19 protein-coding genes and 2 pseudogenes are annotated in these 24890 nt (G+C 69.8%); 12 read left to right on the top strand and 9 right to left on the bottom strand.

The window, feature by feature from the left end; translation table 11 throughout:
* Positions 1-2 precede the first annotated feature (2 nt).
* From ABR738_RS34495 to ABR738_RS34475, 4 genes and pseudogenes are all read left to right on the top strand, one after another.
* Positions 3-416: a contact-dependent growth inhibition system immunity protein gene (locus ABR738_RS34495; protein WP_350233892.1), complete on the top strand. Its 414-nt coding sequence runs from the start codon at positions 3-5 to the stop codon at positions 414-416.
* Positions 417-1349: 933 nt separating this feature from the next.
* A pseudogene (locus ABR738_RS34485) lies at positions 1350-3377 on the top strand (virulence factor); the annotation flags it as partial.
* A gap of 112 nt (positions 3378-3489) precedes the next feature.
* Complete coding sequence (locus ABR738_RS34480; RefSeq protein ID WP_350233890.1) at positions 3490-3756, top strand: hypothetical protein; 267 nt, start codon at positions 3490-3492, stop codon at positions 3754-3756.
* Entirely contained in the window at positions 3749-4138 is a 390-nt protein-coding gene (locus ABR738_RS34475) for a hypothetical protein (protein WP_350233888.1), read from the top strand. Before ABR738_RS34480 ends, ABR738_RS34475 begins: the two co-directional genes overlap by 8 nt.
* Before the next feature lie 286 nt (positions 4139-4424).
* Here ABR738_RS34475 and ABR738_RS34470 read toward each other — a convergent pair.
* From ABR738_RS34470 to ABR738_RS34450, 5 genes and pseudogenes are all read right to left on the bottom strand, one after another.
* Positions 4425-5255: pseudogene (locus ABR738_RS34470) on the bottom strand (IS5 family transposase).
* Positions 5256-5314: 59 nt separating this feature from the next.
* Positions 5315-6123 (bottom strand): IS5 family transposase gene (locus tag ABR738_RS34465; protein WP_502964114.1). Its coding sequence is split into 2 segments (ribosomal slippage): positions 5315-5775 and positions 5775-6123, totalling 810 coding nucleotides; the frame shifts between segments, so codons are not numbered across the junction.
* 104 nt (positions 6124-6227) lie between these two features.
* The gene (locus ABR738_RS34460) at positions 6228-6911 is read right to left on the bottom strand and encodes a DUF6308 family protein (RefSeq protein ID WP_350233887.1); all 684 of its coding nucleotides are present in this window, start codon (positions 6909-6911) and stop codon (positions 6228-6230) included.
* 343 nt (positions 6912-7254) lie between these two features.
* Positions 7255-7458: a hypothetical protein gene (locus ABR738_RS34455; protein WP_350233885.1), complete on the bottom strand. Its 204-nt coding sequence runs from the start codon at positions 7456-7458 to the stop codon at positions 7255-7257.
* Between the two features lie 1461 nt (positions 7459-8919).
* Positions 8920-9885 carry a pirin family protein gene (locus ABR738_RS34450; protein WP_350233883.1) on the bottom strand — a complete coding sequence of 322 codons (966 nt, stop codon included), beginning with the start codon at positions 9883-9885 and terminating at the stop codon, positions 8920-8922.
* Between the two features lie 135 nt (positions 9886-10020).
* Between ABR738_RS34450 and ABR738_RS34445 the strand changes: the two genes are divergently transcribed.
* Together ABR738_RS34445 and ABR738_RS34440 are read left to right on the top strand one after the other, a co-directional pair.
* Positions 10021-10395, top strand: coding sequence for a tetratricopeptide repeat protein (locus tag ABR738_RS34445; RefSeq protein ID WP_350233881.1), 375 nt, complete (start codon positions 10021-10023; stop codon positions 10393-10395).
* Between the two features lie 168 nt (positions 10396-10563).
* Positions 10564-11613 (top strand): M4 family metallopeptidase, encoded by a 1050-nt coding sequence (locus ABR738_RS34440; RefSeq protein ID WP_350233880.1) that lies wholly within the window; start codon positions 10564-10566, stop codon positions 11611-11613.
* Between the two features lie 138 nt (positions 11614-11751).
* Here ABR738_RS34440 and ABR738_RS34435 read toward each other — a convergent pair whose 3' ends face one another.
* The 3 genes from ABR738_RS34435 to ABR738_RS34425 form a co-directional block, all read right to left on the bottom strand.
* Positions 11752-12807, bottom strand: coding sequence for a phosphodiester glycosidase family protein (locus ABR738_RS34435; RefSeq protein ID WP_350233878.1), 1056 nt, complete (start codon positions 12805-12807; stop codon positions 11752-11754).
* 594 nt (positions 12808-13401) lie between these two features.
* Positions 13402-13929 (bottom strand): GNAT family N-acetyltransferase, encoded by a 528-nt coding sequence (locus tag ABR738_RS34430; RefSeq protein WP_350233876.1) that lies wholly within the window; start codon positions 13927-13929, stop codon positions 13402-13404.
* Positions 13930-14094: 165 nt separating this feature from the next.
* The gene (locus ABR738_RS34425) at positions 14095-15063 is read right to left on the bottom strand and encodes an ArsR/SmtB family transcription factor (RefSeq protein WP_350233874.1); all 969 of its coding nucleotides are present in this window, start codon (positions 15061-15063) and stop codon (positions 14095-14097) included.
* Positions 15064-15123: 60 nt separating this feature from the next.
* Between ABR738_RS34425 and ABR738_RS34420 the strand changes: the two genes are divergently transcribed.
* The gene (locus ABR738_RS34420) at positions 15124-16305 is read left to right on the top strand and encodes an MFS transporter (RefSeq protein ID WP_350233872.1); all 1182 of its coding nucleotides are present in this window, start codon (positions 15124-15126) and stop codon (positions 16303-16305) included.
* A gap of 74 nt (positions 16306-16379) precedes the next feature.
* Here ABR738_RS34420 and ABR738_RS34415 read toward each other — a convergent pair whose 3' ends face one another.
* Positions 16380-17819, bottom strand: coding sequence for a dihydrolipoyl dehydrogenase family protein (locus ABR738_RS34415; RefSeq protein ID WP_350233870.1), 1440 nt, complete (start codon positions 17817-17819; stop codon positions 16380-16382).
* Between the two features lie 126 nt (positions 17820-17945).
* On the opposite strand from ABR738_RS34415, the gene trxA reads away from it, so the two are divergent.
* The 5 genes from trxA to ABR738_RS34390 all read left to right on the top strand — a co-directional run bounded on the left by trxA (position 17946) and on the right by ABR738_RS34390 (position 24839).
* Positions 17946-18311, top strand: a complete 366-nt coding sequence (gene trxA / locus ABR738_RS34410; RefSeq protein WP_350233868.1) for a thioredoxin — start codon at positions 17946-17948, stop codon at positions 18309-18311.
* Between the two features lie 294 nt (positions 18312-18605).
* Positions 18606-19136, top strand: a complete 531-nt coding sequence (locus tag ABR738_RS34405; RefSeq protein ID WP_350233867.1) for a hypothetical protein — start codon at positions 18606-18608, stop codon at positions 19134-19136.
* A 562-nt stretch (positions 19137-19698) separates the two neighbouring features.
* A complete protein-coding gene (locus ABR738_RS34400) occupies positions 19699-21810 on the top strand; it encodes a hypothetical protein (protein ID WP_350234871.1) in 2112 nt (703 codons plus the stop codon).
* A gap of 99 nt (positions 21811-21909) precedes the next feature.
* Positions 21910-23457: a GT4 family glycosyltransferase PelF gene (pelF, locus tag ABR738_RS34395; protein WP_350233866.1), complete on the top strand. Its 1548-nt coding sequence runs from the start codon at positions 21910-21912 to the stop codon at positions 23455-23457.
* A complete protein-coding gene (locus ABR738_RS34390) occupies positions 23454-24839 on the top strand; it encodes a hypothetical protein (RefSeq protein ID WP_350233865.1) in 1386 nt (461 codons plus the stop codon). The genes pelF and ABR738_RS34390 overlap by 4 nt, the downstream gene beginning before the upstream one ends.
* Positions 24840-24890 lie beyond the last annotated feature (51 nt).

Genomic DNA, 24890 nt, shown 5'->3' with positions numbered 1-24890 from the left:
TCATGAACCTGTCTTTCGATCGAAGCCGCTCCATCGAGGACCTCGAAGGGGTTCGGTGGCCCAATCCGCCCAGCGATGCCACGACTCTTGTACTAGCGGTGCACGCTCTACGGAAGAGCCCGATCAGCAACTTGACGGTGGAACAATTGGCCAGGCTCATCACACAGGATGTCGGACTGCCGTGGCTGCTTCCCGTAGGCGTGGAGATCCTTCAGGGCGAGGCGGCAGAAGGGGCCGCCGGCGGCTGGTTCGACGATGATTTGCTGACCGCGGTGCTCACGCGCAACTCCAGCGCGTGGCTCGAAACGCCAGAGCTCGCTGAAGCCATCAAAAATGTGCTCGACATGCTTGGTAATGAGCTTTCTCCCTACCTGAGAGACGACGCCGATAGATTTCGCGCACAGCTACGGAGCTAAGACGGTGTCTCACGTGGCGATTTCGTCCCCTGCGGGGCATAGGGGCTGAGAGCGGGTGGAGCCGTCAGGACGGCCAGCTGAGCCGGCCGTGCATGACGGTCGGGAGAGACGTGGGCATCTCGTCGGTGACCCAGGCGAACTCCAAGGCCGCGAGCGTGGCTCCCCGGTCCGTCCATACGAGGATCTCGCCGACGTAGGCGCCGGACGGGTCATGGACGTGCGCGTCATCGGAAAGATCTCGGCCTGAATCGGCCGAGAAAAGGCCCAGGTCAGAGCCATTTTTGCAGCTTGTCTCTCTGTATGAAGTTGTCACGAGCGTCAAATGAGCGTCACGGCCCAGCCCCCTCTATCCACGTCTCGTCTCAGCAACCTGGTCTGCGCGCGGCCGGGCCACCTGTGGCGACCAGACGGATGGAGACGCCGGGCTGCTTCTTCTGGCCTGACACAAACGCCAGCCGCCCCGGTGGCCCACTGCCGGGCAGCGGGCCTGGATCTCAGCGGCATCCAGCCTCAGTTCGGCACCTTCGGCCTGGGCGTGGGCGGACACGTCTTCCGGTGCGCGAAGCCGCTGACCGGTCGGGCGCAGGCGCGGTCGACGCCACGTGCGTGCATCGCTGACCTGCATAGACGGGCGGTGAGCCGAAACTACCCGTGCTCGGATACGTCGATCCCTCGACGACACCGCGTTCAACCGTTCGCAGCTCAGAGTCGTCATCCCCGAACTCCGCGCCGGCCTCGTCTTCGGTGCCGTGCGACTCGAGGCCAGGGAGACTGTCCGGCCGCCAGTCGTCCCTCGTGGGCGGTGAGATCACGCCACTTCACGAGACAGTCCCAGCGCACGGGGTCTCTGGGCAGCTCATTCCGTTTCACAGCCGCATCACAGGTACGCCCTGGTGTGTACATGCCCTGACTCGTTGGAACCACCCGGCCCCGGCGACCGCTGACGCGCATGCCAAGCGCCTGGCGGCGGAGGCCGAGTCGGCCACGGCAAAGGCGGAGAAGGAAAATGCCCAGGCTCAGCAGGCCGAGGCCGCCCAGCACAAGCAGAACGCGCAGACCGAGGCGGGCAATGCCAAAACCGCCAAGGACAAGGCCGAAGTCTCCGAAGCAACCGCGGTAGACAAGAAGAACGCCGCGGTCACAGCACGGAACAATGCAAAAACCAAGCGCGACGACGCTTGGGACGCCCAGCAGAAGGCTGACGCAGCGCGCGCCAAGGCTGACGCACTGGACGCCTATGCTCAGGCCGCCGAGTCCGACGACGCCGCCAAGGCATCGAGAGCGGCAGCTGACGAGGCGGCCAAGCACGCGGATGAGGCTGAAGCCGCCGCAAGCCGCGCGCGTGGTGAAGCCGACGCCGCCTCCACCGCTGCTGCGGAAGCGGATGCCGCGGCCACCCGGGCTGAGGCTGCCGCCAAGCGAGCCCGCTCCGACGCCGACGGAGCCCAGGCCGCGAAGGTGAAGGCGGACGCCGCAGTCTCCACAGCGACCAGCGCCGAAGCCGACGCGATCGCGGCATCCCAGCACGCCGCCGCCGAAGCCAACACCGCGGTCAAACTCGCCGACGAGGCGGAGGAGAAGGCGAAGACCGCCAAGACCGAGGCAGACGCGGCCAGCAAGGAAGTCCCCAAAGCCTTCGAAGCGGCGGCAAAATCGGCCGGCTACGCACACATCACCGCACAAGCAGCAGAGGACGCCAGCAACGCCGCCGTGCAGGTAGCGAAGCCGGCCAACGACGCGATCGAGCTCGGCTCGCCGTACATCACCACCGACTCAGCAGCCGGCCTGGTCGTCCTGGCCGGCCAAGGCTCAAAGACCATCGCCGAACAGCAGAAAGCCGTCGCCGAAGCCCACGCCAAGAACGCCCAGGAAGAAGCAGCCACCGCCCAAGCACTTGCGGAACGGGCTCAGGCGGACACCAAGGAGGCGTACCAGCACGCGGCCAACGCGGCCCGCTACGCATCCGACGCCCGCGGCTACGCCACCGAAGCACTCGGTTACGCGTCCGACGCAGCCAATGCCGCGTCCAAGGCAGCCGATTCACTGTCCCGAGCCATCGAGTACGACCGCCAGGCCGCCGACGACGCGGCAGCCGCCAACACCGCAGCCGGCACAGCAGAGAGCTACGCCAAGGACGCCCGTACCGCGGCCGACCAGGCAGCCCTCGACGCCACCGCCGCACACGCGGCAGCAGACCAGGCCACCCAGGACGCCAAGGACGCCCGAGCCGCAGCCGACCGCGCCAACACCGCGGCAACCGAAGCCGAACAAGCTGCCAAGGACGCCGACAAACTCGCTCAGGACGCGCAGACAGCCGCCGACCAGGCTGAACAGGAGAAGGCCAACAAGGAGGCATCTGGAGGATCCGGCACCGGCATTCCTGGCGTGTTCGCCGTTCCGGATGAGTCGACCGTCGAAATTGTCAGCTCGAAGCAAATCGGCAAATGCCCGGGCATGCCGGATGCCGCAATCCTGGGCTGCGATGCGGTGTACGACCTGGTCGTCACATACCAGGCTGACTTCTACCTGTGCACTGACGCCCAAGCCCAGGCCACATTTAACGGCTGCCCGAAGTCGGCATGGCAGTTCCTCCAGCGAGCAACGCTGAAGGACATTAAAATCGACGGGTGGTCGCACCACTTCTCTGGCAAGGACATCGTCCGTGCGGGGTGGCAAAGCCTCTTCGGCGATGCGCCCGGAGCAATCCTGTTCTCCTTCTTCGCAGCAGACCTGATGGACTGTTGGCACGGCAGCAAGACCGCCTGTGCCTGGAGCCTCGCCACGTATGTCCCAGTCGAAGGTCTGCTGGGACCGATCGCGCGTGCCGTCACCACAGTGGACGCATCGGCCCGGACCGGCATCGGCTTCACTGACGCTTGGAGGGCCCTGCGCGCGCTCCCCGTGTCCGAGGAAGCCATCGCCGGGATAGGAGCCAAGGCGCTCGAGGCCCTCAGCAAGGCGCGGAAGTTGTGCTACGGCGTGAGCTAAGGAGATCCAAGGCGGCTATACCTTCAACGGCGACGCTTTCGCGGCGGTAGTCGGTAGGTCAAACGGGAAGCCGATTGCCCTGTGGATGACCGAGGTGTCGAACGTCCTCCGCAACAACGGCAAGGTCGCAGTCAGCCTGAAGGGTTTTGACGGAGAGACAGCAGCTGAGCAGTACGCTCTCGCGTACAAGAAGTGGCGCTCGGGTGACTGGGCGGCCACCCAGTGGGAGATGGGCCAGATCGGTCTGCACATCCAAATGGGAAACTTTGAATGGCGCAACATTACGTTCTACAGCAAAGAAGGCAAGGTAGTGGACATACCCGAACCGAACTGGGACATGCTGAATGGGTGAGGTGACGCCGGAGTCGGCTGGCTCTGAAATTTTCCGATCCGACAGGAATTTCAAGGTCTGGCAGTACGCCGTAGGGCATCGTCGGCTGCTCCTCCGCAGCAGCCGGGACATGCCGCCGGATACCCGGATCGACATCTACTTCGCCAACGTCGACCTCATGCTCCTCCGTCCTGGCTACGACGGATTGGTCATCCGACAGGCTGACGTCGGGCAATGCGAGAAGGTCGGCCTGGACCACGGCGTAGAAGTGACGCCCGGGCGCCTGTTCTTGCTGGGCGCTGACCTACGGAGCTTCGTCGTGTCGGCGCCTCCACAGTGGCATGAGGATGAAGGCGCCATGGACGACCCATCGTGGTTCGGCCCACTGCGAGGAACGCACTGAGAACTGGTCGGGAGGGTACCCGGTCTATCGCTTAGGTTGCGGGCCACCCTCCAATAGGGAACCAGTCCCGGGCGCGCCCGGGGCAAGGCCCTAAAAGTAATAGCGCTGCGTCCGGCCCGGTAGGCCGGACGCAGTGCTATCGCAGGCCCCCCAATATCAGGCTTGCTCTAATTGCCCTATTTGAAGTCGAGGACCGCATGCTTCGACCCACAGCATGCTGGCCAACATATGAGCCACAGGGATCAACGTCACCTTCACGCCGCAGCCACTAGCGGCCCCCTTTCACTTAGAGGATGTCTCGCGTGGTGAGTTTGGCGAGTTTCTTGTAGCAGGTGAGGGCTGCGGCGAGGCCGAGGAAGGCAAGGAAGTGGCTGCCTTTTCGTTCATATCGGACGGTGAGGCGGCGGTAGCCGAAGAGCCAGGAGATCGACCGCTCGATCTTCCAGCGGTGCCGGCCGAGGCGCTCGCCGGACTCGATGCCGGGCCGGGCGATCCACGGGACAAGGTTCAGGCTGCGGAGCCAGCGCAGATGCTCGGCGGAGTAATACGCCTTGTCCGCACGGATCTTCACCGGCCGCCGTCGACGGGGTCCGCGCCGGGAACGAACAGCGGGTCTGCCCAGGATGAGCGGCTTGAACGCCTGGCTGTCGTGCACATTCGCACCGGACACCGCGACGACCAGCGGCAGGCCCTGGGCCTCGGACAGCACATGCAGTTCGCTGCCCTTCTTGCCCCGATCGACCGGATTCGGACCGGTCAACGAGCCCCCCTTTTCGCCCGCACCGACGCGGCATCGACGATCGCGGACGTCCAGTCCAACTCGCCCCTGGCACCCAGCTCGGCCAGCACCGCCCGGTGCAGCCGCCGCCACAGTCCGGCCTTGGTCCACACAGTGAACCGGCGGTGCGCAGTGGCCGGCGAGACACCGAAGGACTCCGGCAGATACCGCCAGGCGCACCCGCTCGTCAGTACGTACACCACAGCCGCGAACACCGCCCGCTCGTTCCACCGGAGCAGTGCCCCCGCCCTGCGGACGGAAGGCGAACTTCGGCAACAACGGAGCCGTCAGCTCCCACAGTTCATCCGGAACCAGCCGACGCGACAGATCAACCCTCACGGGACAGCATCATGCCGCACCATCAACTCACCACGTGAGACATCCTCTTAGAAGCCATCTCATTTGGCGAGTCGGCGGTAGCAGATGAGGGTGCAGGCGAGGCTGGTGAAGGCTAGGAAGTGGTCGGCCTTGCGTTCGTAGCGTCGGTGGAGGCGGCGGCAGCCGGCGAGCCAGGCCATGGTCCGCTCCACGGTCCAGCGATGGCGGCCCAGCCTCTGTGAGGACTCGACTCCCTTGCGGGCGATGCGGTGGGTGATGCCGCGTTCGCGTAACCATTGCCGCAGGTGGGCGTAGTCATATCCCTTGTCGGCGTGGAGTTTGCCGGGCTTGCGCCGTCGCGGGCCGCGGCGCGAGCGGATCGGCGGGATGCCCTTCACGAGCGGGATCAGGGCTTGGCTGTCATGCAGGTTGGCCCCGGAGATGCCGACGGATATGGGCAGACCGGACCGTTCGGTGATCAGGTGGATCTTCGAGCCGTACTTGCCCCGGTCGACAGGATTCGGACCTGTCAGGTCCCCCTTTTCAGGGCCCGCATGTTCACCGAGTCGATCGCGCACCTCGACCAGTCCAACTCGCCGCGGGCGCCGAGTTCGTCGAGGACCAGGCGGTGGAGCTTGGCCCACACTCTGGCCTTCGACCACTCCGAGAACCGCCGGTGGGCGGTCGCTCCGGACGGGCCGAACGACGCCGAAGTCAGCTGCTGCCAGGTACAACCCGACGTAGCCACGAAGACGATCGCGGCCAGCACTTCCCGGTCGCCGTGCCGACGCCGACCACCGCCCTGCGGCCGCGACGGCGCCTCCGGCACCACCCGCTGGAACAACTCCCACAACTCGTCCGGCACCAGCCGCTCAACGATCCCCACCATGACTCACAGAATACCGAGTCACCCAAATGAGATGGCTTCTTAGCCTCGCCCGCCCTCGGTGCACCATCGGCCTCCGCATGCGCCTTCCCACCACTCCACCTGGCTCAGCTCGTCGCGACCTGACCCTGCCGACCTTGGAGCATCCACGCGATGACGTCGAACACACGCAGGACGCCGATGTCCTCACCGATGCCCGCTTTGCCGCGGAGATGGATCAACTGATCGAGGAAGGCACCGTTGTCCATCCGCAGGGCCGCAGACAGCGCGGCCCAGAAGGAGTGGTCCACCTTCGGTCGCTCGAATAGCTGCTTGATGCGGATGTCGTAGATGGGGATGAGGTGCGGCCGCTTGCGGGCCAGCAATTTACCTGCCACAACCGGGCCACTGCCGTCGGGTTTCCCTGGGTAGTGCTTGGTTCCGACTAGGCGTTCCCACAACTCCCACACGGGTCCACCCTCCTCCATGAGCGCATCGCTTCCAGGATTCTCCAGGTGCGCGTCACGAGGGATTAGCGACAGCAGGCGCGCCCAGTGCCCCTGGGGGTCGGTCAGCAAGTTGATCGCCCCATGCGGTTCCATAGAGACGTTGAGCATGGTGATGGCTAACAGGTCGTTGCTGTCGAAGCGGTCTGCGAGATGCTCGGCGTCGCCGCCCCCGCCCAGGCGCTCGAAGTGCGCGCCGGAATAGAACAGGTCACCGCTTGACCGTCGTCGGGTGAAGTACTCGACCAGCAGACTCACGGCGCTCTCGTCGTCCCAGTAGATCTCCGGGATATGCAATCCGATCACTAGAGGCCCCAGCTCCCTCGCGCACAGTGATACGTCGGCGGACTGTACAGCAGTGAGATCAAACGGTGGCTTGGGAGGAGTGCCCCCCCGACACGCGTGCCTGCGCTACACCGTTTTGAGGTGTGGGATGGTTCTTGCACCGATCCCACCCACGCGGCGGCGGCGATAGCCGGCCACGAATAGGCTCGCATGCGGATGGCCCTTGCCGACCGAGTGTGTGAGCAGCGGGGTTTGGATACCAATGACCGCATCCTCGGCGTCATCGACGCGGGCTTTCCACCGGTGAGAGAGTCGCCTGATGGCCGGCAAGCAGACCACGAAAGGCCGGGACCCTGCGACTCACTCACTTCGGCACCTCCGGCAGCGCCGGCACCGTCGAGATGGACTGGATGGTGGATTCCCACTCCCCGGTCCGCGTGTTCTTGATCCGAAGGTGCAGCACCTCGAACTCGTCCGGCACCCAGTCGAACTCGCCGACCTCGTCCTGGTCGGAGATCTGGTGCTCCGCGAATAGCTTGGCGAGCTCAATGTCCGTGGACGCCTGCATGATGAACTTTCCAACCTTAACGACGTGCATCACCGGACGACCCTGCGCCTCCGCCACCCGGACGCTCTCCCAAAACGGCTCGTACCTCTTGGCGGACTTGGTCACACCAACCCACTCGTCGCGCCTGATCTCGCCCACTTCGACCCCTCCAGCTTGCTCGTCGTCACCGGCGTCAGCTCTGCATATACTCCACCTTCGGCGCTTTCACGAACCGCCAGGCGGTTGGGCCTCCTGCACGGACTCCGCTTCCGCCTCCACGCGCAGCGCCGCTTGACCGTGCAGAGCCACCGAGTGTCTCGCGAAGTCTTCTGCGGCCCGTCGTCGCCTCTCGAAGCGGTGCCGAAGCCGTCATCGTCGCAAAAGCGCAACATGCGAGCAGCGCTCATCACCACGAACCTTCGAACCAAGGTCTGGACTGTGCCGGGAACAGCCGTCCGCAGATCGTGGCGATCAGAGGTGTTTTCGCCGGTCAAACTCTATCTGAGCCGTGTATCACCAGCAGACCAAAAACCTGCTGGGCGCTCTGCCGATGCGGCTGAGCATGACTGTTTGACACCAGAAATCTCCGGCACCCCTGCCTCGCGGACTTCCCCATCAGGCCAGCTGACCAGCGACGCAACACACCTGGCAGCCCATCAGAACGAGCGTCACGAGCGTCATTTCAGCGTCAAGATATCGCCCGTAACGCCCACACCGCGCATAATGCGCACGGGAAAAACAGCAGGTCAGGAGCCCTTCGCGGCCGGTTCAAGGATGGCGACGCGCTCCACGTGGTGGGTCATAGAGAACAGGTCGGGTCGCAGAGGAGAAGGCTCGCTCACGCTCCGAGGCAGGGCCACACCGAAGATGGGCCGCGCTGACTGAAGCGCCAGCAGCTGCCGACCGCACCATTGCCATGCGGGAGCGCGCAACCAGTCGGACGACTGGTACACGCCGTTACGCCTCTCAGGTACGACAGAAAGGCCGAGGTGCCGTGAAGAAGGTCAGCTCGGTCGAAGCGGCCATCCCGAGTCGTGACTCACGGCCCTTACCTTCCCTCTCTGCATGCTGCGGCAGCACGCCTGCGACCCGACCGACCACTCGCCTGGTGGTTGTTCGGTCCCCACAAAAGCTCTGCGCAGGCATGACGGCATCCGCTCGTGCAGCGCGCGGGCGCCCTCGATCCGGACTCGGTAGGCGCCCGAAGTCAGCAATGCCGTTTTAGCTCTGTCACCGCCGGCACCAACCACGCGCTCCTGATCTGCGTCGCCGCCCTTCCCCACCTACATGACGCACCGTCAGAAAGGTCAGCATTGGGTCAGCATTGGGATTGTTAAACCCGCCCACACAAGCTCGCACTATCCGCAGCACACGCCCTCATCCCGACGCCGAAGGAGAGAGCTCCGGACTGAGAGGAGAGGGCACCTCCAGCCTTGTCGCCCGCCTCAACCAGGCGGGCGGCTGCCCCAACATCCCCGCAGCTCAGCGCACACGACCCCGGGGTTTCAGCGGCACCGCCGGCAGCTCGGGGGCCGGGATCGGAGGGCCGTCGTAGCCCTTCACCTCGCCGAAGCGATCACCATTCATCCACTCCGAACGGGCCTGCTGGATCTCGTCGTTGGTGCGGCCGACGAAGTTCCACCACATCACGATCTCCTCCTCGAACGGCTCGCCGCCGAGCAGCATCACCGCCGCGTCGGAGGTGGCGCGCAGGGGGAGTTCGGTGCGGCCGCAGCCGAGGTAGAGCATCGAGCCGGGGAGTACGGGCACATTGTCCACGTGGGCCTCGCCGGACATCGCGAGGACGGCGTACTCGAAGTCCGGGTTCAGCGGGAGACTCGCCTCGGCGCCCGCCGTGAGGGCGAGGTCGGCGCCGACGATCGGGGTGTAGGTGGATCCGGGTGACACCGCGCCGTCCAGTTCACCCAGGATGACCGTGGCGTCGACGCCGGGCGCGGTGGCGTGCGGCAGGTCGGCGTGGTGCTGGAAGTGCGGCTCGATGTCACGGTGCGCGTCGGGCAGGGCGACCCACAGCTGGGCCCCGTGCAGGAACCGGCTGTGCGACCTCGGGGTCTCCTCGGAGTGGCTGATGGCGCGGCCGGACGTCATCAGGCCGAGTTCCCGGGGGCGTACGGTCTGGAGGCTGCCCAGGCTGTCGCGGTGCAGCACCTCGCCCTGGTGCAGCCAGCTGACCGTCTGGAGGCCCATGTGGGGATGCGGCGCCACCTGCATGCCGGGCTCGTCGGCGATGTCGTCGGGGCCGTAGTGGTCGACGAAGGCCCAGGCGCCGACCATTCTGCGGCCGAGGTTCGGCAGCAGCCGCCGCACCTCTGTGGACTCGCCCAGCCGCACGGTGCGGGGTGACAGGAGTTCGCGTACCGGCTCTGCCACGACGAAGCCGCGGCCGCCGCAGACGGAGAGCGTGGGCCGGCGATCGAGATTGCTCATGCGGTCAACCTATTCCCTCGCGGGGGCGCGGGACCCCCGCCTCCTGTCACCACCACACTAGTGGAATTTTCAATCACATTCCCCTGTTGACCGAACCGAACGGCCCCGGCGCAGGGGCCCTCGGCAAGGAGTGGCATGAGCGCGGTCCGCAGTGAACTGGCCCACGGCTACTACGAGTTCGGGTCGGCCGCCGAGCGGTGGGAGAGGGCGCGGCTGTTCTTCGACGCCAAGGAGTACGTCACCGCCGCGGGCATCCTGGCCGGACTGGTCGCCGAGGTGCCCGAGCAGGTGGCGCCGCGCCTGCTGCTGGCACGCGCCTATTACCACTCGGCGCGATTGGAGAAGGCGGAGGCCGAGTTGCGCGCGGTGCTCGACCGCGACCCGGTCGAGGGGTACGCCGCGCTCATGCTGGGCCGCACGCTGGAGCGCCAGGGCCGCCCCGCGCAGGCCGCCCCGTACCTGCGCCTGGCCGCCGCGCTCGCGGGTGACTTCCCCGGCCTTTCGGCCTGACCCCGGCGCCCGGACCACCCGGGCGGGGCGCGCACCGAACCCGCGCGCCCACCCGGCCTCTACCACGCGCCCCCTTCAGTTGACGAGAGGCACCCTTCGGGCAACGGTTTCCAGCCAACTCGACTGCGCACGGTGACAGTTACCTCACGCTGTGCCACATTTCTTCGCATGAACAAACCCGCCGTTTTCTGCACCGTCGTACCTCCCCACATCCTCGACCGGCTGGCCCAGCACGAGGATCCCGCCGTGTACGAACCCGCGCGCCGCACCCTGGAGCACGACGCCCAGCTGCGCACCCAGCGCCGGATCACCACCGTCCGTGGCGCCGCCGCCCCCACCGGCACCCCGTCCGACAAGCCCGACCGCACCATCTACGACGCCGGGCACCAGGAGACGCTGCCCGGCCGGAAGGTGCACGCGGAGAGTGACCAGCCCTCCACCGACGCCACCGTCAACCGCGCGCACGCCGGCCTCGGTGCCACGTTCGAGCTGTATCTGAAGGCGTACGGGCGCCACTCCATCGACGACTCCGGGCTGCCGCTGCTCGCATCGGTGCACTACGGCGAGCGTTACGACAACGCGTTCTGGAACGGCGAGCAGATGGTGTTCGGTGACGGCGACGGAGACCTCTTCCTCGACTTCACGCTGCCGGTCGACGTCATCGGCCACGAGCTGACACACGGCGTCACGCAGTACACCGCGAACCTGGACTACTTCGGCCAGTCGGGCGCGCTCAACGAGTCCGTTTCCGACGTGTTCGGCTCGCTCATCAAGCAGTACGCGCTCGGCCAGAGCGCCGAGAACGCGGACTGGCTCATCGGCGCCGGCCTGCTCGGGCCGGGCATCCACGGCGAGGCGTTGCGCTCGATGAAGGCGCCCGGCACCGCGTACGACGATCCCCGGCTCGGCAAGGACCCGCAGCCGGCCAAGATGGACGACTACGTGAGGACGAGCCGGGACAACGGCGGGGTGCACATCAACTCGGGCATCCCCAACCACGCCTTCTACCTCGTGGCCACCGCGCTCGGCGGCAACGCCTGGGAGCGGGCCGGGAAGATCTGGTACGCCACGCTCACCGGCGGCGAGCTCGACGCGGAGGCCCAGTTCGCCGACTTCGCCCGGCTGTCCGCGAAGACCGCGCGCGATCTGTACGGGGACGGCGACGAGATCCAGGCGGTACTCAAGGCCTGGTCCCAGGTCGGGGTGCCGGCCGCCTGACCCGCACGAGCAGCCCTTGAGGCGCCCCGCGTGCTCCGGACGCCCACCCGGACGCCGGCCCACCCGGCCCGCTCACCCGGACGCCCGTCCACCCGGGCGTCCGGGCCCCGGCGCCGGCCGCCTCGCGCGCGGGTCCGGTCACCTCGCGTACACGGCGACGAAGTCCCTGGTCGCCTGGTTGTAGTAGCGCTCCGGCGGGTTCTCGAAGTCGAGGATGTTGGTGGGCTTCGGGTTGGCGGGGTCACGGGTGGGGTCGTAGCTCATGAAGGAGGGCCAGGCCCGGTTCATGTCGAGCGGCATCGCCCGCACGGCGCCCGCCTGTCGCATCAGTTCGGCCAGGGTGCGGGCGGTCAGAGCCTGACCGACGACCATGATGACGTCGCCCTGCGCGGTCACGCCCACACCCGAGCGCTCGACGAACATCCGGCTCTGGTCGGTGGCGCCCCACTTGGAATCCACGTCGATGTCCGGCACGACCTCGCCGTGATCGACCATGAGCCCCAGACACTGGCGCACGCCGACCACATCCGGCGTCATCCCCATGTCGCGCCCCCACTGGCCGATCCTGATCGAACCGTCCTTGTAGAAGACCTCGGACGCGGCGCCCTCGCGCAGGCGCCCCGCGGTCTCCCCGTTGAGGTAGAAGCCGCCGCGCGAACCCCCGTCGGTGACCTTGAAACCGCCGTTCCAGGTGGCGAGCAGACCGGTGCGGCTGCCGCGCGGGATGGTCGGCGGCACGGAGAAGGTGCCGCCCGGCTCACGCAGGCCCGGGTGCAGTTCGAAGCGGGCCTTCTTCCCGCTGATCCACGCGATGGCCGCCTGGTAGGAGGTGTGATCGCTGTCGGGACGCACATAGGTGCCCTGCACCACGGGCTCGCCGTGGGGCGCGCTCAGCACGCGCCACACCCCCTCGCCGGGCAGCGCCGGGGTGACCGGCGGCCGCATCGGGGAACGCAGCGGCACCTCCCGGTTGAGCACCGGAACCGTGGGGGCCGTCGCCCTCATGCGGGCCAGCGCCTCACTCGGCGGGGAGCCGCCGACCCTCGGCGGGTCGAGCTCGTAGCGCAGGTTCTCCAGCTTGTCGACGACCGCGCCCAGCTCGTGTTCGCGGGCCCAGCCGGCGAGCCGGGCGGCCGTGCTGTCGTCGCCGGGGTAGGTCATCGCCTCCCCCACCGAGTACCCGACCGTGCCCACGCACAGGAGGCAGGCGGCGAGCGCGCCACGGGTGGCCAGTTTTCGCCGCTTTAGCTGATCTCGTGTCAGCTCGCTCCGGGGTTTCCATGGCGCCGGGCGTCGGCGACGCGCGGTGGGAGTCCGGGCGAGATCTTGCACGTGGCGGACTCCCGCGTCGTGCACTCCCGCGTCGCGATTTTCCGCGTGGCGATTTTCCGCGTCGCGATCTTGTGCGTGGCGACCTTGTGCGTGACGATCTTGTGCGTGACGGGCTTCCGCGTGGCGGTCTACCGCGTCCGGTTCGTCTGGGTACTCGCTCGGGTACTCCCCCGTGCCGTCGTCCGCCGGCCGTCCCGCCCTGCGCGCCATGTCGCCTTCTTTCGGCCTCCGGGGTCTCGCGGCCCCATCGCGCGGGGGTGCCTCGCCTCCGCGGGCGGCGGCCAGGGGCGGCCCGCCATGCCGATTGCCAACCTAAGCGCGCTTGTCCCACCTATCGACCGGAGTGGAGCGACCGGATGATCCGCCCCGGCCCGGGCGGCGGTCGCCAGGACCCACGAGAACCCATGAGCGGCTTCAACTTCCCGCCGCATTCAGGGAGTTGCCCCAACCTCACGCCTAATCCTCACGCGTGGAGAGTTCGAGCACCGGCCGGTCCCACATCACGACGGGCGGACGGGCCCGCTCGGTGCCCACCCGCTCGGCCCCCACGGCGCGGTAGAAACCCTCGGCCGGCGGATGCGAGACGATTTTCACGCTAGGGATCCCGGCAGCGCGTGCCCGCTGTTTCACATCGGCCATCAGAAGACGCCCGACGCCGAGTCCCTGCGCGTCGTCCGCGACGAACATCAGGTCGAGTTCAGGTGGGCTCAGAACGAGCGCGTAGAAACCGAGCACGCGTCCGTCGGCGCCGGCCGCGACGAAGACCTGGTGGGACTCGATGTAATCGGGGCCGACACGGTATCCGGCGACCATCGGCGCGTACGGGCCCTCGTACGCGCTCGACGTGCGCACCAGGTGCGTCAGACGTTTGGCGTCGCGGGCGACCGCACGGCGTACGCGCACCGCGTCGCGTGCCTCGCCAGGCGTCCCGCCGAGCACCTTGCCGGGTCGGCCGCCACCCCGGGTCGTAACATGTGAAGTCATGGGGAGAGTATTACGCATGCGGGCGCGGCCGTCACCGTTCCCTCTGTGCACAACACCGTTCCGCTTCGAACGACACCGTTCCTTTTGTGAACGTCACCGTCCCCGTTGAGAAGGGGTGCCCCCCGCCCCGGCCGCCGCCGGACCGCCCCTGCCGGGGCGCCTCGACTACTGCCGGGGCGCCTCGACGAGGGCATCGCCCGCCGGGGTCCGGTAGTAGAGGACCGAGCGCCCCGACCGGCGCCGCCCCACCAGGCCGGCGTCCAGCAGGACCCTGAGGTGGCGGCCCACCGAACCGAGGCCCTGACCGGTCATGGCCACCAGATGGGTGGTGCTCTTGGGGGTGGCGAGCAGGACCAGCACGCCCGCGCGGGCCGGCCCGAGCAGCGCGCCCAGGGCCCGGGGCGACGCCGCCCGGCCTGCGTCCGCCAGCGCGCCCGCGCACGGGTACACCACGGCGTAGTGACCGGCGTCGTCCCAGGTGACCCAGGCGTGCCCCGGGGTGACCGGCATGAACAGCAGCTGAGCCGCCGAGATGTCCTGAGGCGCGTGCTCGGCCACGTTGATCTGGAGCCGGCTCTCGCCGAGCCAGCGCATTCCGGGCCGCATGTCGTCGAGCACCGCGGCCCAGCCGCCCCGGCTCAACTGTGCGGTGCGCGCGATGATGTCGCCCTCGATGACCTGCCGTCGGCGCGGCCAGTCCGGCAGGACCGCGCGCTCCCACAGCCAGGCCAGCAGGTCCGCCGTGCGGTCCGCCAGATCGGGACGGCGCAGCGCGGCGGGCAGGGGGCCGCCGATCGTCTCGGCCAGGTCGGCGTGGACGGTCGACGCCGCAGTGGCGCGGATCTCCGCCAGCTCCTCGTGGAAGGAGCGCTCGCCGTCACCCGTGGGCGTGGGCACCAGATAGTCGGCGGTCCAACGGGCGCTGCGTACGGCGGTCATGAGCCGTGCGGTGACCGGATCGGCCGCCAACCGCGCCCGGAACGCGGGCAGATGGACGTCGAGCCAGGCCCGCTCGGCGCGGTGGGCTGCGGCCGGGGCGAGCAGCGCGAAGAGGGTCGCGGTGGTCTCGGCCAGGGGTGAGACGACGAACCGGCTGCCCGCGAGCGTGTCCGCCCCGACCTGCCACCACCCCATGGTTTCGCCTCCGCGCGAAACAATAACGTCCGCGTGCGACAGCCCCCGAGACTCCCCGGCATGCCCACCTACCAAGCGCTGCGGCGCACACCGGAGTTCACGCCCTTCCTGCTCGTCGCCGTCCTCCAGGTCACCGCGGCGACGGTGAGCGGCCTGGCCCTCGCCTCGCTGGTGTACGCGGCGACCGCCTCACCGCTGCTGGCCGCGCTCAGCATGTTCGGCTCCTCCTTCACGCAGGTGGCCGGTGCGGTCCTGTTGATGTCGGCGGCCGACCGGCTGCCGCCGCGCGCCGCGACCACCGCGCTCGCGCTGACCTTCGCCCTGAGCACCGCGCTGCTCGCCGCTCCCGGGCTGCCGGTCGGCGCCGACTTCGCCGTGCTGTTCTGCCAGGGTCTGGCCGCTTCGGTGGGCGGCGGGGTGCGCTACGGGCTGCTCGGCGAGATCCTGCCGAGGGAGCTCTATCTGCTGGGCCGTTCGGTGCTCAACATGAGTGCGGGGGGTGTGCAGATCGGGGGCTTCGCGGTTGGTGGCGTCCTGGTGGACGCGCTGGGCCCGCGCGGCACACTGCTGGCCGGCGCGGGCCTGTACGGGGTGACCGCCGCCCTGGCTCTACTCGGACTTGGCAGCCGGGCGCCGCGTGCGTCGGGCCGGCCCTCCATCGCCGCCACTTGGCACGTCAACTCCCTTCTGTGGGCGTCCCGTTCGCGTCGACTGCTCTACCTGGGCCTGTGGGTGCCCAACGGTCTGATCGTGGGGTGCGAATCCCTCTTCGTGCCGTACGCGCCCGGCCGTGCGGGGCTGCTCTTCGCGGCCGGCGCCATAGGGATGCTGGCCGGGGACACCGTCAGCGGCCGTTTCCTGAGCGCGCGTTGGCGCCGCCGGCTCCCGCTGCCCCTGCTGCTGGTGCTCGCCGCGCCCTATCCGTTGCTCGCCCGGCACCCGCCGCTGACGGTGGCCGCGGTGGCCGTGTCGCTGGGGTCCATCGGGTACGGAGCGAGCCTGCTCCAGCAGGAGCAACTGCTGGAGCAGGTCCCCGACGAGCTCACCGGACAGGCGCTCGGGCTGCACTCGTGCGGCATGCTCACCTGCCAGGGCGTCGGCGCGGCGCTCGCCGGCGTGGTCGCGCAACGTACCTCGCCCGGGACCGCGATGGCCGTGACGGCGACGGCCTCGGCGTGCGTGACCCTCGCGCTCGCCCGTGCGCATGCCCGTACGCATGCCCGTGTCAGCCGGCGCCCGTGACCGCCCGGCCGCCGGTGGGGGCTGTCCGCCGCGCTCACCGGGGGCCCGGCCGTTCGTCGTGTGGCGCGGGGTCCTCAGCCCCGGTACGTCTCCAGCAGGCGCAGCCACACCTCGCTGATCGTCGGATAGGAGGGCACGGCGTGCCACAGGCGCTCCAGGGGGACCTCGCCCGCGATGGCGACCGTCGCCGAGTGGATGAGCTCGCCCACGCCGGGTCCGACGAAGGTGGCGCCCAGCAGGACGCGCCGGTCCTCGTCGACGACCATGCGGGCCCGGCCCCGGTATCCGTCGGCGTACAGACCCGCGCCCGCGACGCCGCTCATGTCGTAGTCGACGGCCCGCACCCGGTGGCCCGCCGCCTCGGCGTCGGCGAGGGTGAGGCCGGCCGACGCGGCTTCCGGGTCGGTGAAGACGACCTGGGGCACGGCCGCGTGGTCGGCGGTCGCCGCGTGCGCGCCCCAGGGGTCGCTCTCCAGGACCGGAGTGCCGGCCGCGCGGGCGGCGATGGCCGCGCCGGCGATCCTGGCCTGGTACTTGCCCTGGTGGGTCAGGAGCGCGCGGTGGTTGACGTCGCCGACCGCGTACAGCCACTCGCTGCCCTCGACACGGCAGGAGTCGTCGACGGGCAGCCAGGAGCCGGGGTCGAGTCCGATGGTGTCCAGGCCAATGTCGTCCGTGCGGGGCGCGCGGCCGGTGGCGAAGAGGATTTCGTCGGCCTCCAGGCGTCCCTCTCCCTCGGGACCGCGCAGCGACACCGTCACGGCGCCGCTCGCCGCGTCCCGTACGGCACCCGTGACCGAGGTGTGGGTCCGGATCTCGGCGCCCGCCTCGCGCAGCGCGTCCGCGACCAGCTCTCCCGCGAAAGGCTCCATCTTCTCCAGCAGCCCCCCGCCGCGCACCAGGACGGTGACCCGCGCGCCGAGGGCCTGCCAGGCGGTGGCCATCTCGACGGCCACCACTCCCCCGCCGACCACCACGAGACGGCCCGGGACCTGCTTGGCGCTGGTGGCCTCGCGGCTGGTCCAGGGGCCCACATCGGCCAGGCCCGGCAGGTCCGGCAGCCGGGCGCGGCTGCCGGTGCACACGGCGACGGCGTGGCGGGCGGTCAGGACGTGGTGCTCGCCCTCGGGGCTGGTGACGCCGACCTTGCGGGTGCCGTAGAGGCGCCCGTGGCCCCGGTAGAGGTGGACGCCGATGCCGTCGAGCCATTCGACCTGGCCGTCGTCCTTCCAGTGCGACGCGTACTCGTCGCGGTGGGCGAGCACGGCCTCGGCGTCCAGCGGGCCCTTCACCGACTGGCGCAGCCCCGGCACCCTGCGCGCCTCGGCCCGGGCGACCACCGGGCGCAGCAGCGCCTTGCTCGGCATGCAGGCCCAGTACGAGCACTCGCCCCCGACCAGTTCGCTCTCCACCACGGCACAGCTCAGGCCGGCCGCACGGACCCGGTCGGCCACGTTCTCGCCGACCGGCCCCGCGCCCAGCACCACTACGTCGTATTCCTCGGCTTCCGTCATGGGCCCAGTCTGGTCTGCCGTGTACTCCGTGGCCACAGGGGCACGCGCCGGGGAAGGAATACCGCGGCGGCGCACGCGGTTGTGCGAGGCGGCTCCATCCCCGGGGCCGGGAACGAGGTGTACATAATGGCGACTGTCGAGCTGACCAAGGACAACTTCGACTCGGTCGTGTCCGGCAACGGATTCGTGCTGATCGACTTCTGGGCCTCCTGGTGCGGCCCGTGCCGGCAGTTCGCGCCCGTGTACGAGGCCGCGTCCGAGCGCCACGACGACCTGGTCTTCGCGAAGGTGGACACGGAGGCCCAGCAGGAGCTTGCGCAGGCCTTCGACATCCGCTCGATCCCGACGCTGATGATCGTCCGCGACAATGTGGCGGTCTTCGCGCAGCCCGGCGCGCTTCCCCAGGCGGCTCTTGAGGACGTCATCGGCCAGGCCCGCGCGCTCGACATGGACGAGGTGCGCAAGTCGGTCGAGGCACAGCAGCAGAACTGACCTCTCTCGCTCTCCCGAGTCCCCTGCGGCCCCCTTCCCATCCCGGGAAGGGGGCCGCGGTGGCGTTCGGGCGGAACGCGCCAATGCTGGGGGGCGCGGGGAGCGTCGGTTATCGGTCAGCGGCCCCGCGCGGCGCGGCGGGCAGCGGCCCGCGGTCTGCGGCGGGCTTGCGGTCAAGAGGTCAACGAGCGCCAATCCACGACCAGTTGACGCCCGTACGGTTCGAGCCAGCGCGTCTCCACAGTGTGGCGATCCAGCGGACGTTGCGTGGTGTTCCTCCTACTCTCCGTCCTCATGCGAACCACACACCTGAGGCGTTTCAGCCTCGCCGCGGCCCTCGCTTCTTCCCTCGCCCTGTTCGGCGTGAGCCAGTCCGCCGACGCGGCCACTCCCGATGTGAGCTTCAGCGCCGACCAGACGGCGGCGACGCCGGGCGGCACGGTCAATCTGAGCATGACGTTCACGAACAACCAGACCACCGACGTGTGGTTCGTCTACCAGTCGGTTCAGCCGACGTGGGCGACCACCCAGCGTCCCGACCTGAAGTACTCCCTCGCCTCGTGTTCCGGTACGGGCGTGACCTGCACCGGGACCGGCACCACCACACTCGGCGTGAACTACTCCGTGCCGGTCGCCCCGGGCACGAGCCGCACCGTCACCATCCCGGTGCGGGTGGCGGCGGACTCCGGCTGCAACGGCAACATCGCGTTCTACTCGTACGTCTACTACGAGTACAACGACAGCCAGAGCCACAAGGACGGCGTCTTCAACTCCCCGACGATGCGGGTCAACTGCGCCACTCCCGCCCCAGCGGGCACTCGGTAGCGCGCGGCCGGCCGCCGACGTCGGCGGCCCACGATCACCGGTCGGCCCATCCCCCCGGGTCGGCCGGTTTCGTATGGCCGAAACACCTCGGTCGGGGCGCGGATTCGCTCACACGTTTCGCTCGCGTGGCCGAAAACCGGATACGTCCCGGATCGACTGGTTGTCTGGACCTTTGGTGGTGTGCGCCCGCGTGCGCCCCCCACGCCGAAAGCGTTTGCCGCGCCGGGCCGCTCCGGTTTTCCGGGCCCGGCGCGGCCCGGCGCGATCACCCGTCGGCGGGCCCGGGGGGCCGCGCACGGCTCTGCGCCCCATCATGACGGCCACATTTTTTCGTCATGTTTCACAGTAGCCACTCGAAAACTCCTCGAAGCCCCGCACTATGTGACCCATCAGAGCGGAACGGCGGGCCCTCCTCATCGGGGCACGGCCGTTGTGCGGTGGGCGGGGTCCGGGCAGGCAGGGGAGCCGAACGGACCTCCAGGGGAGGGGACTTCACCGCGTGAAGCGGAACACACAACGCAGACACACCATCGGTCTCGCGGTGGGCACTGTGCTGCTCGCCATGGGATTACCGGCCGCGCCGGCGTACGCGGCGGCGCCCGCGCCCCGCGTGGACCTGAAGGTCCTCGTGGTCTCGGACGGCGGCCCCGCCACCGGGGCCATCACGGCGGAGCTGGACGGCGAGGGCACTCCGTACACCCTGGTCGACCTCCAGAAGGCCGGGCGTCCGGTCATCGACGCGGCGTTCCTGGCGGACACCGTGAGCGGCGGCCCCCGGGCCAAGTACCAGGCCGTGGTGCTGCCCAACGACAACCCCTTCCCGGCCGGTTCGGCCGAAATGGCCGCGCTCGTGGCGTACGAGAAGACGTACGCGATACCCCAGGTGGACGCCTACACCTACGCGCGCCCCCAGGTCGGTCTTCAGACGCCGGTCACCGGCGGCTACAGCGGCTCGGCGGACGGCTTCAAGGCCCAGGTGACGGCGGTCGGGCGCACCACGGGACCGTTCGGTTACCTCAACGGCCAGGTGCCCTTCGAGGACAACTCACCGTCTGTGAGCGAGAGTTACGCCTTCCTGGCCCAGCCGGCCCCGGGCGCGGACTTCACGAGCTATGTCGAGGCCCCGATCCCCGGCAGGACCACCAGCGGCTCGCTCGTCGGCGAGTACCGCCACGACGGCCGGCGCGAACTGGTCGTCACCTTCGCGTACAACCAGTACCAGGAGCAGTTCAAGCTGCTGGCCCGCGGCATCGTCGACTGGATGACGCAGAACGTGCGGCTCGGCGCCTCGCGGAACTACTTCGCGGTCCACGTGGACGACGTGTTCGCCGGGGACGACCGCTGGGACCCCGCCCTCAACTGCACACCCGGCGACGTGGACTGCCCGCCTGGGCAGGGCGTCGAGGACTCGATCCGGATGTCCCCTGCGGATGTGCGGAACGCCGTCGCCTGGGAGAAGTCCCGTGGCTTCACGCTCGACCTGGCCTACAACGGCGGCGGCAGCGTGGAGTACCGCGAGAATCACAACGGCGCCGACGAGCTCGCCGATCAGTTCGCCGCCGACAAGGGCGACTTCCGCTGGATCAACCACACCTACGACCACGCCTTCCTCGGCTGCGAGCAAAACGTCTCGGCCGTCCCGTGGAAGTGCGCGACCAATCCGGACGGCTCCACGAAGTATGTGAGCCAGTCCGAGATATCCAAGGAGATATCGGACAACCAGCAGTGGGCCCAGGGGGTCGGACTGCCCACCGAGCCCGACGAGCTGATCACCGGTGAGCACTCGGGGATGCGGCTCCTGCCGCAGCAGCCGCAGGACAACCCCTACCTCGCTCCGGCGCTGAGCACCAACCACATCAGCTGGCTCGGCGCCGACATGTCGCGCGACCCCGAGCAGCGCCAGGTCGGCCCCGCCCAGACCGTCGCCCGCTACCCCATCAACATCTTCTACAACGCGGGGCACGTCTCGGAGCAGGTCGACGAGTACAACTGGATCTACACCAGCCGCGCCCAGGGCGGCAGCGGCCTGTGCGACGACCTGCCCAACACCACCTGCCTGCCCGCGGCCCTGGACGCGGCCACCGGCTACACGGGATACATCGTGCCCCAGGAGACGCGGACCGCCCTTGGTCACGTCCTGGGCAACGACCCCAGACCGCACTTCATCCACCAGTCCAACCTGGCCGAGGACCGCATCGGCTACCCCGTCCTTGACGGGGTGCTCGACCAGTACAAGGCGCTGTACGCGGCCAGCGCCCCGCTGGTGAACCTGCGGATGAAGGACATCGGCGCCGAGCTGCGCGACCGGGGCGCCTGGAACACCGCGGTCAAGGCGGGCCAGGTCACCGCGTACCGGATCGGCGACAGCGTGACCGTGCAGGCTCCGGCGGGCGTGGCCGTCACCGCGACGATGCCGGGCGGCACCACTCAGGTCCTGGGCAGCGCCACCACCGCGTTCGGCCAGGCCTACGCCGGGAGTGTGTCGGGCTGGGCCACCGCCCAGCCGGGGCAGAGCAGCGTCGCTCTGGCGCTCCCGACGACGGCCGCCGCGGCACTGGCGCCGCGCGCACACGACGCATCGCCGGCCGGCCGCGCGCCGACGTCGAGCGCGCCCCGCACACCGGTCCCCGCCGGCGTCGCCAAGCCGGTTCCGTACGGCGTCGAGCCGCGCTGACCCGGTCGAGCACAACCCCGGAGCCCGCCGCCCGCGCGGCGGCGGGCCGACCGGGCCGATGTCACCACTCACCGCTCTCTTCAGCCGCGGAGCGCACGCATGCACGTACCACACCGCGCGCCGCGCTCCGGCGCTGCGCGGGTCACTCTGCTCACCGAGGGCACCTATCCGCACAGCCACGGCGGGGTGAGCGTCTGGTGCGACCAGCTCGTCACCGGAATGCCCGACATCGACTTCGACATCATCGCGGTGACCGGCACCGGTCGCGAACCGACCGTGTGGGACCTGCCGCCGCACGTCAGCGAAGCCGTCTCCGTCCCCATGTGGGGCCCCGCGCCCGGGGGTTCGGCCCCGCGCGGGCGCCAGGAGCGACGTCTGATGGCCGCGTACGAACGCTTCCTCACCGCGCTGCTCGACCCCTCGGCGGAGAGCGGGTTCGGCCCCGCGCTCTACGAGCTGGCCCGGGCCGCCCGCGACGGGCAGCTCAGCCCCGCCCTGCGCGGCGACGCGGCGATACAGGTCATGACCGAGGTGTGGAACAGGCCCGGGCTCGCCGTGCGCGAGGCCCGGCCCACCCTGCACGACGCGGTCACCGCGACCGGGCTCCTGGAACACGCGCTGCGGCCGCTCGCCGCGATACCGCCGAGCCAGGGCGTGTCCCACGCCGTCAGCGGCGGCGTGGCCGTGCTTCCCGGGCTCGTCGGCGCCGAACTGCACGGCGTGCCGCTGCTGTTGACCGAGCACGGGGTCTATCTGCGCGAGCGCTACCTGGGTTACCGGACCGCCCCCTACCGCTGGCCGGTCAAGGCGGTGCTGCTCGGGTTCTTCCGGCTGCTCGCGGAGGAGACGTACCGGCGCGCCGCACTGATCACACCGGGCAATCAGTACAACCGGCTGTGGGAGGAGCAGGGCGGGGCCGACCCGGGGCTCATACGCACCGTGTACAACGGCGTCGACCCGGCGGCCTTCCCGCCGGCCGGGCCCGAGCCGGCCGCCCCGACCCTCAGCTGGGCCGGGCGGGTCGATCCCATCAAGGACCTGGAGACGCTGATCCGCGCCTTCGCCACGGTGCGCGGCGAACTCCCGGCGGCCACCCTGCGTCTGTTCGGCGGCACGCCCCGGGGCGGTGAGGCCTACCGTGAGCGCTGCGAAGCGCTCGCCGCCTCCCTCGGCCAGGGCGACGCGGTCACCTTCGAGGGCCGGGTCGAGGACATCAGGGACGCCTACGCCGCGGGCAACGTGGTGATGCTGTCCAGCATCAGCGAGGGCTTCCCCTTCACGCTGATCGAGGCCATGAGCTGTGGCCGGGCGACCGTCTCCACGGATGTGGGCGGGGTGCGCGAGGCGGTCGGCCCCACCGGGCTCGTGGTGCCGCCGCGCGATCCGGGCGCGATGGCCGCGGCCGCCCTCGAGCTGCTGGGTGACCCGGCGCGCCGGGCCGCGATGGGGGAAGCGGCGCGGCTTCGGGTGGTCGAGCAGTTCACCCTGCGCCAGACCGTGGACACCTTCCGGGCCATCTACCTCGAACTCTCCGTGCGCGGCGCGACCGTTCCCGCGCGGCGAAGCGGCGCCGCCGACACCACCACGGCCCTGCGCCTGGTGCCGGCCGGGCCGGGGCCCGACGAGCTGAGCCGGGTGGCCGGATGAGCGGGCCCATCCGCCTTGAGCCGCACGACGGCCGCGAGGACACGCTGACACTCCGGCTCGCCACCGAATCCACGGTGACGCTGCGCCTGCCGGGCCGGCGGGCCGCGCGGTGGGGCAAGGACGCCGCCGTGGACCGGCTCGCCGCCGAACTCGCCGAGCAGATAGGGCCCGCCGTCCACGCCTACGAAGTGGCGGCGGTCCTGGAGTCGGAGGGCCTGACGGCCCAGCAGATCGCGGACGAGTACGGGCACCGCAACCTGTTCTCGCTCGCCGAGGACCTGTACAAGCGGGTGCCGCGCAGCTTCCCCGAACCGCCGCTCGCCGCCGACCCGTGGGCGCCCGACCCGGTGCGCTGCGCGCTGCGCGGCGCGCTGTTCGCGCTGCCCGGCCTCGCCTACCCCCTGACCGCCCGGCTGTGGCAGAGCGAGCGCGCGGTGCTCGCCCTGATCGTGGCGGGCCTCATCTCCTGGGCCTGGGGGCAGGGTCTTGGCCACCGGGCCTATCTGCGGATGGCGTCCGGCCGGCGTGAGGCGGCCCGTACGCTGCTGGCCGGGGCGCCGCTCGGCGCGCTGCTCTCCGGCGTGACGGGACTGGCCATCGTGGGCCCGGGACCCGCCGACTTCTTCGTGGTGGGCCAGTCCTGCTATCTGGCGGCGGCCGGCATCCTGCTGGTCCTGGCGCGCGAGCGGCTGCTGCTCGCCGCGCTGTCCCCCTTGATCCTGGGAGCGGCGGTGCTGCCCTTCAGGGAGCCGGGACCGTTCCTTCGCGTCGGGCTCTCCTCGCTCGCCCTCGCCCTGGTGATCGGTGCGGTCGCGCACTGTCTGCGCGAGGTCCTCACACAGCCCGCGGCGACCGCGCCGGTGCGACCCCGGCTCGTGGCGTCGCTGCCGTACGGTCTGTTCGGCCTCGCCGCCGGGGTGCTCGTCGCTTTCGCGGGACAGCGCCATCCGCTCGCGGTGATCGCGCTGACGCTCAGCATGGGCCCGGCCGAGTGGCTGCTGTACCGCTTCCGCGGCCTGTCCGTCGCCGCGCTGCGGGCCACCGCCACCCCGGCGGCCTTCCGGTGGCGCTCGGCGGCCATCCTCACGGGCTGCCTCCTGGTCTATCTGCTGCCCCTGATCCCCGCGGCACTCCTCACCGGCGCCGAGCCCGCCCCGCTGCTCGCGCTCGCGGCCCTGCTGTGGACGGCGCTGCTGCTCCAGGCGTTCGGCATCGCCTGGCTGCCGGCCGCCGTCACCCTGTCGGCGGCGGCCGGTGTCGCCGCCCTGGGCCTGCCCGCGCAGCCGAGCCCGCTGGACCAGTACGTCTGCTGTACGGCCGCCGCGCTCGCTCTGACCGGCGCCACCCTGCACCTGCTCGGGCGGCCCACCGTCCACGCCTGACCCCCGCACCACGGCCCGAACGGCACCACCCGCACCACGGGCCTCACCGAA

The organism is Streptomyces sp. Edi4, assembly GCF_040253615.1.
In the GTDB taxonomy this organism is placed as follows: Bacteria; Actinomycetota; Actinomycetes; order Streptomycetales; family Streptomycetaceae; genus Streptomyces.
Note: the sequence above shows the minus strand (reverse complement) of the source record. Positions and strands in the feature narration are given on the sequence as shown.

Excerpts from the sequence above, each read along its gene's own strand:
- ABR738_RS34430 (WP_350233876.1), bottom strand. The coding sequence starts at position 13,929 with ATGACTTCACATGTTACGACCCGGGGTGGCGGCCGACCCGGCAAGGTG.
- ABR738_RS34495 (WP_350233892.1), top strand. The coding sequence starts at position 3 with ATGAACCTGTCTTTCGATCGAAGCCGCTCCATCGAGGACCTCGAAGGG.
- ABR738_RS34450 (WP_350233883.1), bottom strand. The coding sequence starts at position 9,885 with ATGAGCAATCTCGATCGCCGGCCCACGCTCTCCGTCTGCGGCGGCCGC.
- ABR738_RS34425 (WP_350233874.1), bottom strand. The coding sequence starts at position 15,063 with ATGGGGTGGTGGCAGGTCGGGGCGGACACGCTCGCGGGCAGCCGGTTC.
- ABR738_RS34390 (WP_350233865.1), top strand. The coding sequence starts at position 23,454 with ATGAGCGGGCCCATCCGCCTTGAGCCGCACGACGGCCGCGAGGACACG.
- ABR738_RS34400 (WP_350234871.1), top strand. The coding sequence starts at position 19,699 with ATGGGATTACCGGCCGCGCCGGCGTACGCGGCGGCGCCCGCGCCCCGC.
- ABR738_RS34440 (WP_350233880.1), top strand. The coding sequence starts at position 10,564 with ATGAACAAACCCGCCGTTTTCTGCACCGTCGTACCTCCCCACATCCTC.
- ABR738_RS34455 (WP_350233885.1), bottom strand. The coding sequence starts at position 7,458 with ATGCAGGCGTCCACGGACATTGAGCTCGCCAAGCTATTCGCGGAGCAC.
- pelF (WP_350233866.1), top strand. The coding sequence starts at position 21,910 with ATGCACGTACCACACCGCGCGCCGCGCTCCGGCGCTGCGCGGGTCACT.
- ABR738_RS34445 (WP_350233881.1), top strand. The coding sequence starts at position 10,021 with ATGAGCGCGGTCCGCAGTGAACTGGCCCACGGCTACTACGAGTTCGGG.
- ABR738_RS34480 (WP_350233890.1), top strand. The coding sequence starts at position 3,490 with ATGACCGAGGTGTCGAACGTCCTCCGCAACAACGGCAAGGTCGCAGTC.
- ABR738_RS34415 (WP_350233870.1), bottom strand. The coding sequence starts at position 17,819 with ATGACGGAAGCCGAGGAATACGACGTAGTGGTGCTGGGCGCGGGGCCG.
- ABR738_RS34405 (WP_350233867.1), top strand. The coding sequence starts at position 18,606 with ATGCGAACCACACACCTGAGGCGTTTCAGCCTCGCCGCGGCCCTCGCT.
- ABR738_RS34475 (WP_350233888.1), top strand. The coding sequence starts at position 3,749 with ATGGGTGAGGTGACGCCGGAGTCGGCTGGCTCTGAAATTTTCCGATCC.
- trxA (WP_350233868.1), top strand. The coding sequence starts at position 17,946 with ATGGCGACTGTCGAGCTGACCAAGGACAACTTCGACTCGGTCGTGTCC.
- ABR738_RS34420 (WP_350233872.1), top strand. The coding sequence starts at position 15,124 with ATGCCCACCTACCAAGCGCTGCGGCGCACACCGGAGTTCACGCCCTTC.